General features: G+C 69.6%; 5 protein-coding genes. 3 read left to right on the top strand and 2 right to left on the bottom strand.

What is annotated here, in order from left to right:
• Positions 1–44 precede the first annotated feature (44 nt).
• Together A5696_RS08275 and A5696_RS08280 are read left to right on the top strand one after the other, a co-directional pair.
• Positions 45–9,647 carry a type I polyketide synthase gene (locus A5696_RS08275; protein WP_067876185.1) on the top strand — a complete coding sequence of 3,201 codons (9,603 nt, stop codon included), beginning with the start codon at positions 45–47 and terminating at the stop codon, positions 9,645–9,647.
• A gap of 274 nt (positions 9,648–9,921) precedes the next feature.
• The gene (locus tag A5696_RS08280; protein ID WP_067876616.1) at positions 9,922–10,674 is read left to right on the top strand and encodes a DUF732 domain-containing protein; all 753 of its coding nucleotides are present in this window, start codon (positions 9,922–9,924) and stop codon (positions 10,672–10,674) included.
• A gap of 166 nt (positions 10,675–10,840) precedes the next feature.
• Here A5696_RS08280 and A5696_RS08285 read toward each other — a convergent pair whose 3' ends face one another.
• Positions 10,841–11,533 (bottom strand): cutinase family protein, encoded by a 693-nt coding sequence (locus tag A5696_RS08285; protein WP_304442249.1) that lies wholly within the window; start codon positions 11,531–11,533, stop codon positions 10,841–10,843.
• Between the two features lie 129 nt (positions 11,534–11,662).
• Between A5696_RS08285 and A5696_RS08290 the strand changes: the two genes are divergently transcribed.
• Positions 11,663–12,298: a cutinase family protein gene (locus A5696_RS08290; protein WP_067876190.1), complete on the top strand. Its 636-nt coding sequence runs from the start codon at positions 11,663–11,665 to the stop codon at positions 12,296–12,298.
• On the opposite strand, the gene A5696_RS08295 is transcribed toward A5696_RS08290, so the two are convergent.
• A complete protein-coding gene (locus A5696_RS08295) occupies positions 12,239–12,691 on the bottom strand; it encodes a hypothetical protein (RefSeq protein ID WP_067876193.1) in 453 nt (150 codons plus the stop codon). The two genes, A5696_RS08290 and A5696_RS08295, sit on opposite strands and share 60 nt — an antisense overlap.
• Between the last annotated feature and the right edge of the window lie 251 nt (positions 12,692–12,942).

A 12,942-nucleotide genomic window follows, 5' to 3' on the forward strand; every position in this document is an offset into this window, starting at 1 on the left:
GGTTTCGCCGACGCCCTGCCGGTTCATGGGTATCGTCAAGCGCTGTGGTTGAGTCTTCCATCCCCGCGGCGCTGCGGCACCATGCCGGCGTGCGGCCCGACGAGACAGCGTTCACTTACGTCGATTACGAGCACGACGGGGACGGTGTCGCGCACAGCCTGACGTGGTCGCAGCTGTATCGGCGGACGCTGAACCTCGCCGACGAGCTCAGGGCTCGCGGGTCAACCGGGGACCGCGCCGTGATTCTGGCGCCGCAAGGACTCGAGTATGTCGTCGGGTTTCTGGGCGCGTTGCAGGCCGGCCAGGTCGCCGTTCCGCTGTCGATGCCGGTGGGGGGCGCCAGCGACGAGCGTGTCAGCGCCGTCCTCCGCGACGCGTCGCCGTCGACGATCCTGACGGCATCCGCTGCCGTCGGCGCCCTCGCCGAGTACGCGCAGGGCGAGCCCGGGGAGAGCGCGCCGTCGCTCATCGCGGTCGACCTGCTTGACCTCGACGCGCAGCGAGCAACCGCCGACGACAACGACAGCCTGACCGGCATTGCGCACCTGCAGTACACCTCCGGGTCGACCCGCACCCCTGCGGGAGTTGTGGTCTCGCACAAGAACATTCGGGTCAACTGCGAGCAGATCATGGCGATGTACTACGAGGCGGACGGGGGGATGGCGCCGCCCGACACCACGGTGGTGTCGTGGCTGCCGTTGTTCCACGACATGGGGTTGATCCTGGGCATCGCGTTCCCGGTGCTGTGGGGATTCCCCACGGTGCTCACCAGCCCGCCGGCGTTCCTGCAGCGGCCGGCGCGGTGGATGCAGATGCTGGCGAGCAACCCGCACGCCTTCTCGGCAGCGCCCAACATCGCCTTCGAACTCGCGACGCGCAAGACGTCGGACGACGACCTGGCCGGGCTCGACCTGGGAGGCGTCCACACCATCCTCAATGGCGCCGAACGCGTGAACCCCCCGACGCTGTGGCGCTTTGCCGACCGCTTTGCCCGCTTCAACTTCCGCCCCGAGGCGCTGCGTCCGTCCTACGGGCTCGCGGAGGCCACGCTCGTGGTGGCGACCCGCGAAGCCGGTCACCCGCCGGTAACCGTGTGTTTCGAGTCGGAGCAGATGACCGACGGCCATGCGGAGCGGTGCGCGGACGGGGAAGGCATCCCGCTGGTCAGCTACGGCACACCCAAGTGGCCGATCGTGCGCATCGTCGACCCCGAGACGAGCATCGAGTGCCCGGAGGGAACGGTCGGCGAGATCTGGACGATCGGCGAGAACGTCTGCGCCGGCTATTGGCAGAAGCCCGAGGAGACCGAACGCGTCTTCGGCGCAAAGATCGTCGGTCCGTCGGCCGGCACACCCGAAGGGCCCTGGCTGCGGACCGGGGACTTGGGCTTCTTCGCCGGCGGCGAGATGTTCATCGTCGGCCGCATCAAGGATCTCCTGATCGTCTACGGGCGCAACCATTCTCCCGACGACATCGAGGCGACGATCCAGGAGATCACCAAAGGCCGCTGCGTGGCGGTGGCGGTTTCCGACGACGACGGCGTTGAGCAGCTGGTCACCATCGTGGAGCTCAAGCCCGGCGGCGACTCCGAAGAAGCCGAGATGCGGAAGCTGACCTCCACCAGGCGGGAGATCACCGCGGCGATTGCGAGGACGCACGGCTTGAGCGTCGCGGATCTCGTTCTGGTGCCGCCTCATTCGATTCCGCTCACCACGAGCGGCAAGGTGAGGCGCCGGGACTGTCTGAAGCTGTATCAGCAGGGCTCGTTCACCCGCTTGGATGCGGCGATGCGCCGGCCGAAGCGGCGCGTGCCCGAAGATACTGCCGCGGCCCCCGGGTCCGACTCGGGATGGGCCCAACGCCTGCGCACCATGCAGCAGCAGCGACACGACCTGCTGTTGGGGATGGTGTGCCGCCAGGTGGCAACGGTGTTGGGCAACCCCAGCCCTGACGACATCGACCCCGAGTGTCCGTTCCAGGATCTTGGATTCGACTCGGTTAAGGCCACCGAATTGCTCGACCGGCTCAGAACCGAAACCGAGCTGGCATTGCCGCCCACGCTGGCCTTCGATTACCCGACGCCGGACGAGTTGGCCGCCCACCTGGGCCAGCTGCTGAGCGGGTCGGTTGCGGCGGCTCCGGCGGCGGGTTCGCGGGTGGAGTCCGACGAGCCGATCGCGGTGGTGGGCATGGCTTGTCGGTTCCCGGGTGGGGTGGATTCGCCGGCGGCGTTGTGGGACTTGGTGGCCGGCGGCACCGAGGCGCTGGGGAATTTTCCGGCCGACCGAGGCTGGAACCTGGCGGAGCTGTTCGATCCCGATCCGGACGCGGTGGGCAAGACCTACACCCGCGTGGGGGGGTTTCTGGCCGACGCCGCCGACTTCGACGCGGACTTCTTCGGCATCTCGGCGCGCGAGGCCCAAACCATGGATCCTCAGCAGCGGTTGCTGCTGGAAGTGTGCTGGGAAGCGTTGGAGGCGGCCCGGATTGATCCGGCGGGACTGGCGGGTTCGCAGACCGGGGTGTTCGTCGGGGCGTGGTCACAGTCTTACGGTTCGGGCGGTTCGGAGGGGGTGGAGGGCTACGCGCTGACGGGTCTGTCCACGAGTGTGGCCTCCGGCCGTGTCGCGTACGCGCTGGGGTTGCAGGGCCCCGCCATCACGATCGACACGGCGTGCTCGTCGTCGTTGGTGGCCGCGCACCTGGCGTGTCAGTCCCTGCGCAACGGCGAGTCGGTTCTCGCCCTGGCCGGCGGTGCGACGGTGATGACCACGCCCTCGGTGTTCACCGAGTTCGCCCGGCAACGTGGGTTGGCCGCCGACGGCCGTTGTAAAGCGTTCTCGGCCAACGCCGATGGCACCGGTTGGGGCGAAGGCGCGGCGGTGCTGGTGCTGGAGAGGCTCAGCGACGCCGAGCGCAACAACCATCCGGTATTGGCGGTCATCGCGGGATCGGCGATCAACCAGGACGGCGCCTCCAACGGGTTGACCGCCCCGAACGGGCCCGCGCAACAACGCGTCATCGCTCAGGCGGCGGCCAACGCCGGGATCGGGCTCGACCAAGTCGACGTGGTGGAGGCGCACGGCACCGGCACCGCGCTGGGCGACCCGATCGAGGCCGGTGCTCTGATCGCCACCTACGGCGCCGCTCGCACCAAAGAGCACCCGTTGTGGTTGGGTTCGATCAAGTCGAACATCGGCCACACCCAGGCCGCGGCCGGGGTGGCCGGGATGATCAAGATGATCGAGGCTCTCAACCACGACAGCCTGCCGCCGACGCTGAACGTCGATCGGCCCAGCCCGCACGTGGATTGGTCGGCCGGCACGGTGCGGCTGCTCACCGAGCCGGTGGCGTGGCCGCACACCGGCCATCCGCGCACCGCGGCGGTGTCGTCGTTCGGGATCAGCGGCACCAACGCGCACCTGATCCTCCAACAATCCCCCGGCCCGGCAGCCGAACTGCCCGAATCACCCGAGCCCGATGCCCGGTTTGGTGTGCGGTTGTGGCCCGTGTCGGCGCGCACCGGCGCGGCGTTGTCCGCGCAGGCCGACCGGCTGCATCACCACCTCGTCTGCCACCCCGAACTCGATCTCACCGATGTGGCCTACAGCCTGGGCACCACCCGCACCCATCACCCGCATCGGGCCGTGATCACCGGCGCGGTGGACAGCGCCGATCCGCGCAAAGACCTGCTCGACGCGCTGCAGGCGCTGCGTGACGGCCAACCCCACCCGCAACTGACCCAGCATCATCACCTGGCCCACCTTCGGGGCAAGACCGTGTTCGTCTTGCCCGGACAGGGCGCCCAGTATCCGGGCATGGGTCGCGAGCTCTATGAACACCACCGCGTGTTCGCCGACACCGTCGATGCCTGCGACGAGGCGCTGCGCCCGTTCACCGACTGGTCGGTGCGCGACGTGCTGCTACAGGACCCGGGCGCCCCGGCGCTGGACCGCGTCGAGGTGGTCCAGCCGGTGCTGTTCACGATGATGGTGTCGCTGGCCGAGGCGCTGGCCGGCTACGGCGTCCTTCCCGACGCGGTGATCGGTCACTCCCAGGGCGAGATCGCCGCCGCGTACATCGCCGGGGTGCTGTCCTTGCCCGAGGCGGCCAAGGTGGTGGCGTTGCGCAGCCAGGCGCTCAGCGATTTGCGCGGCACCGGGGGCATGGCCTCGGTCCTGCTGGACGCCGAGCAACTCACGCCACGCCTGCAACCGTGGGGTGCGGCGTTGAGCATCGCCGCGATCAACGGCCCGTCACACACCATCATCAGCGGCGACCCCGCGGCCCTCGAGGAGTTCGCCGCGGCCTGCGAGCGCGACGGAGTCCACATCCGCCAGATCGCGGTCGATTACGCCTCGCACTCGGCCCAGGTCGAACCGGCACGGGAGCGGCTGCTGGCCGGGCTGGCCGACCTTACTCCGGCGCCCGCCCGCGTCGCGCTGTATTCCACAGTGGGGCAAGCCCTTTCGTCCGATCCGCTGGACACCACCACGATGGACGCCGACTACTGGTATCGGAATCTGCGTGAGCCGGTGCGGTTCCATGACCGGGTCATCGAGCGTCTGGCCGCGGGCGAGTGCACATTCGTGGAGCTGTCCCCGCACCCGGTGCTGGCCCCGGCGATCACCGACACCCTGGCCCAGGCCACGGGGCGCACGCAGTCGGCGGTGGTGATCATGTTGCACCGCGACCGCCCCGACCAGGACAGCCTGGCCATCGCGCTGGCGCAGCTGCACAACCACGGTCACAGCCCGTCGTGGCCGGCGCTGTATCCGCACGCGCACACCGTCGCCCTGCCCACCTACCCCTTCGAACACCGCCGCTTCTGGCTTTCCCCGGCCCCGACCGGCGACGCCGGCGGACTCGGCCTGGACCGAGCCGAACATCCGCTGCTGGGCGCGGTGGTCGCGCTGGCCGGCCAGGACGAGGTCATGGTCACCGGGCGGCTGTCCACCGGCACCCAGGGCTGGCTGGCGGGCCATGGGGTCAACGACACCGTGCTGTTCCCGGCGACGGGGTTCATCGAGGTCGTCCTGCGGGCCGGCGAGTTCGCAGGTTGCCCGGTGATCGACGAGCTGGTCCTGCACACGGCCCTGACCCTGTCGGAGCAGGCGCCCGCCGACCTGCAGATCCTGGTGCAACCGTTCGACGAGGACGGGCGGCGCCCGTTCACCGTGCACTCGCGCACCGGCGGCCGGCACGCCGACGCGTGGACGCTGCACGCCAGCGGCGCGCTGACCGCCGACCAGCCCGCCGGCGGGCCCCCTCTCGCGGCACCGGCCGTGGAGGCCCTCGACCAGGACGACTTCTACGAGGGGCTGGCCGAGCGGGGCTACCGCTACGGCGGTCTGTTCCGGTCGGTGCGCGGGATCGGCACCGACCCCGCCCGGCCCGACGTCGTCTATGCCGAAGTGGCGTTGCCCGCGGGGACCGATGTCGCCGGCTACGGCATCCACCCCGCCCTGCTCGACGCCGCCCTGCACCCGTTGGCCGCGATGCTGGACCGCACCGGCGAGGCCGACCCCGCCTCGCTGCGAATTCCCTACGCCTTCACCGGTATCAGCCTGTATGCCACCGCGGCCACCCAGCTGCTCGTTCAGTTGACCCGCACCGGCGAGGACACGTTTGAGCTGCGCGCCACCGACCCCACCGGCGCACCGGTGATCACCATCGGCGCGTTGACCATGCGCGCCGTCTCCGACCAGATCGGCCGGCCGACCCCGATGGCCGGGCTCTCCGACAGCCTGTTCGAGCTGACCTGGCCGTTGGCGCCGGATCTGGCCGGTTCCGCGGATGATCAATCCCCGGACCCGGTGATATGGCGGCTGTCGCAGGCCGAGGAGGAGCTAGCGGATGCCGATCCGCTGCGGCGTGCGCACGCCCTGACCCAGCACGTCCTGGCCCGGCTACAGAGCTGGCTGGCCGGGCCCGACGGCCATCTGGTGATCGTCACCCGCCACGCGGTCAGCGTCGGCGCCTATGACGGTGACCCCGATCTGGCTCATGCCGCCGCCTGGGCGCTGATCCACACCGCTCAGAACGAGCACCCTGGTCGCATTACTTTGCTCGACATCGATGAATCGGCCGCGACCGAGGAGAAACTGTCGACCGTCGCCTCGACGCGGCCGGCCGGCGAGCCGCAGCTGGCGCTGCGCAACGGCGTCGTCCACATTCCCCGCCTGACCCGCGCCGGAACCCTGGTCCCGCCGGATGCCCCCACCTGGCAGCTGGGCATCACCCGCAAGGGCGACTTGGCCAACCTGGCCCTGCTGCCCACCGAGCCGCCAAAGACGTTGGCGCCGGGGCAGGTTCGCGTTCAGGTCCGCGCGGCAGGACTGAACTTCCGCGACGTCGTCGTGGCGTTGGGCGCCATCCCCGACGACGGCCTGGGCAGCGAGGCCGCCGGGGTGGTCATCGACGCGGCCCCCGGGACATCGTTGCGGCGCGGTGACGCCGTCATGGGCCTGTTCCCGCACAACGCCTTCGCGCCCACCGCGATCGCCGACGAGCGGATGGTGGTGCCCGTCCCGACCGGATGGTCGTTCACCCAGGCCGCATCCGCGCCGATCGTGTATCTGACCGCCTATATCGCTCTGGTCGAGATCGCCGGGCTGTCGGCCGGGCAGCGGGTGCTCATCCACGCCGGCGCCGGTGGCGTCGGTCAGGCTGCCATCCAGATCGCGCGCCACCTCGGCGCCGAGGTCTACGCCACCGCCCACCCGGACAAGCATCGCGTGCTCACCGAGATGGGGGTCGACCCCGGGCGCATCGCGTCGTCGCGGACGCTGGATTTCGTCGACACCTTCAAGACGGCAACGGACGGGCGGGGCATGGACGTCGTGCTCAACAGCCTCGCCGGCGATTTCGTCGATGGCTCACTGCAACTGCTGCCGCGCGGGGGCAGCTTCGTGGAGATCGGCAAGACCGACATCCGCATGGCGGCCGACGTCGCCGCGTCCCATCCCGGGGTCGACTATCGGGTGTACGACTTGTCCAGCGCCCCACCAGAATCCCTGCGACCGGCCTGGGCCGCGCTGACCGAGTTGTTCGCCGCCGGTGCGCTCAAGCCGTTGCCCGCCACGAGCTATGGCATGGTGAACGCCCCAGCAGCCTTCCGCGACATGAGCCAAGCCCGCCACACCGGAAAGATCGTCCTGATTCCGCCCGCCGTGCCGGACCCCGAAGGCACGGTGCTGATCACCGGTGGCACCGGGACGCTGGGCGCGCTCTTCGCCGAACATCTGGTCACCCGGTACGGCATCGAGCACCTGCTCCTGCTGTCCCGCAGCGGACCCGACGCCCCCGGGGCCGGCGAACTGCAACAACGTCTGGCGCGGCTGGGCGCCCAGGTCGCCATCACCGCGTGCGACACCGGCGACCCCGCCGAGTTGGCCGCGGCCCTCGACTCCGTCGCCGACGGCCACCCGTTGACCGCGGTCATTCACGCCGCCGGCGTCCTCGACGACGCCGTGATCACCGAACTGAGCCCCCGGCAACTCGATTCGGTCCTGGCCGCCAAGGCCGACGCCGCCTGGCACCTGCATCGCCTGACCGCCGACCGCGACCTGGCCGCGTTCGTGTTGTTCTCCTCGGCCGCCGGAATACTGGGCGGCCCGGGGCAGGCCAACTACGCGGCCGCCAACGCATTCCTGGACGCGCTGGCCCGCCACCGCCACCACACCCAGCGCGAGGCCACCAGCGTGGCCTGGGGCTATTGGCAAACCCGCAGCGGCATGACCGCCCACCTCACCACGAGCGACCTGACCCGCCTCGCCGGCAGCGGTCTGACCCCCATCACCGACGAGCAAGGTCTGGCCCTCTTCGACGCCGTGCTCATGAGTCAACGACCCAATGTTGTTGCCAGCCCGCTCAACACCGGCGCGTTGGCGCGCCAGGCCCGCCACAACACGCTGGACCCGATTTTGTCCGCCCTGACCCACATCCGCCCCCGCGCCGCCGCCGCCAGCCCCCGCACACTGGCCGCCCGCCTGGCCGCCGAAACACCCCGGCAACGGCTCGACACCCTCACCGCGATGGTCACCGCGACCACCGCCGCGGTGTTGGCCCACCCCGATCCGGCCGCGCTCGACCCCGACCGTCCCTTCAAGGACCTCGGCATCGACTCGCTGACCGCACTGGAGCTGCGTAACACCCTCAACCAGCGCACCGGCCTCGCCTTGCCGGCGACGCTCGCGCTCGATCACCCCAGCCCCACCGCGCTCGCGTCCCACCTCGCCGAGCTGCTCACCGGCACCGCGGCGCCCGCCGCTCCGTTGGCGCAGGTCAGCACCAATGGCGTTGAGCCGGTGGACGATAGGCTCGCGTACCTGGACCAGGCCGCGTTTCTCGCGCTGCGCGCGGTGCACGGCGCGTTGATTCAGGTCACGTGGATCTACAACCGTCCCGTCGACGTCGAGGGGCTGCGGCGCTTCCACCGCAACCTGGGACGCGGGTTGCTGGGGCGCAGGATCGAGCGGTCCGCGCTGCCGTTCGCGCGTGATCGCTGGGTCATGGCCCCGGCGCCGGCCGACATCGATTTCGCCGCGACGCCGCGGCCGCGCGCCGACGTGAACGCCTGGGCCGATGAGCGGGCGCGCCTGCCCATCGATCCGGAGTGGGGACCGGCCTGGCATCTCGGGGTGCTTCCGCTGCAGGACGGCGGTACCGCGGTGAGCCTGGTCGCGTCGCACACGATCGTCGACGCGATCGCTTTCGGGCAGGCGATCGAGGATGCCGCCGAGGGCAGGACGCGCGAATTCGGTTATCCGCCTGCGGGATCGCGCCCGCTGGGGCGGGCGTTGCGCGAGGACCTGCGGCAGACCGTCAAAGACCTGCCCGACGTGGCGCACGCGTTGGGCGCCGTAGCCCGACGGGCCCGGCGCGACCGACATGAGCTCAGATCGTCGATGAAGGCGGCACCGCCGGCGCCGAGGACCTCGAATGGCGATCAGACGGTGGATGTGCCCGCCCTGACCGCCTTCGTGGACCTGGCGGAATGGGATGCCCGCGCCAAAAGCCTTGGTGTGAGCAGCAACTCGCTGGTGGCGGGGATCGCGTGCAGGCTCGCGGTGCGGGTCGGGCGCGTTCAGGACGACGGGACGGTCACGCTGCGATTCCTCGTCTCGTTGCGCACCGACGGCGATACGCGTGGAAATGCCCTCACCAGTGTCGACGTCACCGTCGACCCCAGCCACGCGCCGACGAACCTCGCGGACATGCAAGCCAAGATCACGCACGGAATCCTGGCGGCGATGGAGGACCCCGACAACGAGTGGCTGGCGCCGCTGCCGCTGGCCGCGTTGACACCGGTGTGGGCGGCCCGGAAGGTCGCCGGGATGGCGGCCGGCGGCTCCACCTTGCCGGTCACCTGCTCCAACGTGGGTGACCTGTCCCCGGCGGCGAACCGGCCCGACGGCACCGATGCCGACTACGCGTACCTGAGGAACCTCGAACCGGACATCAAGAGGAGCACGCTCGAGGCAATGGGGGGGCAGCTGTTCCTGGGTTCGGGGCGGGGCGGCGGGAAGATGTTCATCAGGATCTCGGCCTATCTGCTCGGCCGGCCGAACACCAAAGACGCGTTGCGGGAAAGCGTTTCGGCCGCCTTCGCCGAATTCGACCTGCACGCGGAGATCGACGGCTGACGGCAGGTTTTCGGGGCGCGCCATTGCCATGGTGCGGTGCTTCTGTTCCACCCGCGCGTGGGAATCTCCGCGCAGCTGTACAGCGCGGTCCGAGAAAGCTCGTTCTTTACCGCGGGATCGTGTGGATCTACGATGAACGCAAAATGAATACAGGGTGAACGAGCTGCTTGGCTTGCAGCGCCGCGCCGGCGACCCGGCCGGTGCGCGTTGGGGGGGTGACGATCACGACCCGACCTCCGTCATGCGACGGCCCTATCAGAACGGAATCCGCCCGATGTTCACCGGCAGGACCGGCCACCCCAGTGCTGCGGGCGTCGCGATCGTGGCGCTCACCGGCGCCGCGATTCTGCGCGGCGGTGCCGCAGCGGCCGACTCGAACCAGGACGACCAGTTCTTGGCGTTGCTCGATCAGCAGGGAATCCCCGCATTGCAGGGCGTGCCCAGCCTCATCGACACGGCCCACGACGTTTGTCGCACACTCGATGCCGGCATGTCGGCTTCCGGTCTGGTGGACGCGATGGTGGACAACGCGTTCGGCATCGACCCGAGCGAACGCCAATACGCGCCCGGTCGCCTCGCGCGGACGGAGGCCCGCTTCATCACCGCAGCGGTGGGGGCGTACTGCCCCCACAACCAAGGCAAGATCGCCTCGATCCGGGCCAACCGCGCGGGATGGGAGGGGTCGGCGCGCCGGGTCGTCGTAGTTCCCTCCGGCGAGATCACCGATCCCAACCCGCCGCCGACCCCGGCAGCACCGCCGCCGGCGGCGCAGATCCGCGCGCCGCGCCAGCCCGTGGCGGCGCCGCCACCACCGAAACGACCGCCACCTCCACCACAACAGGTGCAGCCTCCGCCGGAGCAGCCGCCGCCCGCACCGGACCAGGCGGAGCCTCCTGCTCCAAGTCCGCAGCCGGGGGGCTCACCCGGCAATGCCGGCGGTGTCGGCGGCGTCGGCACCGGCGGTGCTGGCACGGCCGGCGGCGGTCCGGTCGATTCGTCGCCCGGGTTCGTCCGGCTCGCGCCGTGACGGACGTCGGTGGGCGCGTCTGCCAACCCTCGCGGCGGTCCGCAGTAATGAATTCGTTGCACCGCAACGCATTTAGGACAGAAGTAGCATCGGCGTCACCTGACGCCGCATCGTGGTCATTGGCGATGAAAAACGATCAGCGGGAACCCGTCCCCCAAGACGTGCGTCAGAGCCGCCCCGCCACGAAAGTCGCTGCCTGACTGGGCATTCCGTTGTGGGTGTAGGAAAGGTGCTCGGGGGAGAACAACTCGTCGTGCGTCGGCAGCGTCAGCAGCGCGCCCGGAGCGCATACCGGATCACCGGGCGCACACAAGTCAACGGCCTTCGCCCCGTACCACGGGCTGAGCTCAGTTATCGGCGCTCCCAAAAATCTCCCGGACGGATTGCCGAACGTGGCGACCGCGGCAACGTGATCGGCCTCGTCGGACGTGAGAATGTCGGGGACCAAGCCCGCGACCGGCGCACGGGCGATAGTGGTCAGATCGATCACGCCCGCGCCTTGGGAATACCCGCCGAGGACCAGCTTGGTGTTCGGACAGGTCGCAACCATGGACCGAACGTGAGCGTGCGCGTCGTTGGCGCCGGCCGACGCGGAGGGGGCGAGATCGTCGCCGGCGGGGTAGTTGACCGGGTACACCCCAACAGACCGGCCCCCGACCTGCGAGCGCAGGGCATCGATGAATTGCTGTCCGACCGCGCCAACACCGGGTGCCTCGTCGGTGCCGCGGGCGAAAGTCACCTCGGCATCAGGGCATGCAGCGGCGGAGGCCGGCCCAGCGAGGATCGGTGCGCTCAGCAGCGCCGCCGAGGCGGTGACCACGGCGGTACCCAGCAAATGGGAGAATCGGTGTGCTTTCACGTCCCAATGCTGACACGCGCAGTGCATTGCGCGACACCCCTGAGCGTCTGATTATTCGAGCGCCGCTTTGGCCGCCAGCAAACCGAAAAGCCAAAGCGGCCTCACATACCAAGTCCGTAATATCGCGTCATGAGGCTTGTCGGGATAACACCAGGCGCGCAGCGTGTCCTCAGCCTGACGGCCGCCACTCCGCTAGCGGCCGCATTGGCTATTGCCCAGGCGGCGACGCCTTCCCCGATCGCGGGACTGATTCCCGCGGCATCCGCGGCCTGCCCCGACGCCGAGGTGGTTTTCGCTCGCGGGCGAGAGGAGCCACCCGGCGTCGGCGCAGTCGGAGACGCATTCGTCAATTCGCTGCGCGGCAAGACGCGAATGTCGATCGGGGTCTATGGGGTGAATTACCCCGCCAACATCACCACGGGCAGCGGCGCGAACGATATCGGCGCCCACGTCGAATCGATGGCCAGAAGTTGCCCGAACACCCGCATCGTGCTCGGCGGCTACTCGTTGGGCGCTGAGGTGGTTGACCGTGCGATGTGGGCTGGGCTGCCGCCGGGTGTGGATCAGCACATCGCAGCGGTCGCGTTGTTCGGTAATGGCACCCACGGGCTGGCCCCCGCGTTCGCCGGCAAGACGATCGACCAGTGCGCCGCCGGCGACCCCATCTGCGGGAGAGGCACGAATTGGCCGTCGCACCTGCAGCCCTCATACATCGGTTCCGGGCTGGTGGACCAGGCCGCCGGCTTCGTCGCCGGGAGGCTCTAGGGCAGGGCTGACGGCGTTCAGCAGCTTCAGCTCCTCGGCCAGCACGTCGATCATGAACCGGATCTGTTCGGACGAGTGGCAGCTGGTGACGAAGAAACGCAGACGGGCCTGATCTTCCGGCGCGGCGGGGAAAAGGACCGGGTCGGCATAGATGCCGCGCCGCACCAGAGCGTCCGACAGTCGCAGCGCTGTGATCGAGCTGCCGACGATGCAGGGGATCTTGTTGGCGCCCTCGCTGTCACCGGTGTGGATGCCGGCTTCTTGCGCCAGCCTCGCGAAGAGCGCGGCGTTCTCGCGCAGCCGGCGCAGGTGTTCGACCAGCGCGGGGCGCCCGGTGGCCCTTTGTTTTGGCGCCGCGGGGGCGATCAGGTCGAGGCCGCGGGTGGTATTCATGCTCTGCTCCGTTTCCGTCGTGGGGCGCGACCCGAGCGCGCCCCGGTCACCGGTAGGAGAGTCGAAAGGGTCTTACGCAGACACTTTTTCCGGAACTTTTTCAACCAGTGACCGGGTGACGGTCGCGACCACACGCGGAGTTGCCGATCGGGTCTGTCTCGACGCTTCCGACGCGACGCGAACGAAGGATTTCTAACCCGTTTGGAGATAACGGATTTGACTCGGGCAGGCGGCCGGTGGATTTCGGCGAA

Source organism: Mycobacterium sp. E2699, assembly GCF_001666745.1.
GTDB lineage: Bacteria > Actinomycetota > Actinomycetes > Mycobacteriales > Mycobacteriaceae > Mycobacterium.

Bases quoted from the DNA above. Each gene is read 5' to 3' on its own strand.
- A5696_RS08280 (WP_067876616.1), top strand. From the start codon at position 9,922: ATGTTCACCGGCAGGACCGGCCACCCCAGTGCTGCGGGCGTCGCGATC.
- A5696_RS08295 (WP_067876193.1), bottom strand. From the start codon at position 12,691: ATGAATACCACCCGCGGCCTCGACCTGATCGCCCCCGCGGCGCCAAAA.
- A5696_RS08290 (WP_067876190.1), top strand. From the start codon at position 11,663: ATGAGGCTTGTCGGGATAACACCAGGCGCGCAGCGTGTCCTCAGCCTG.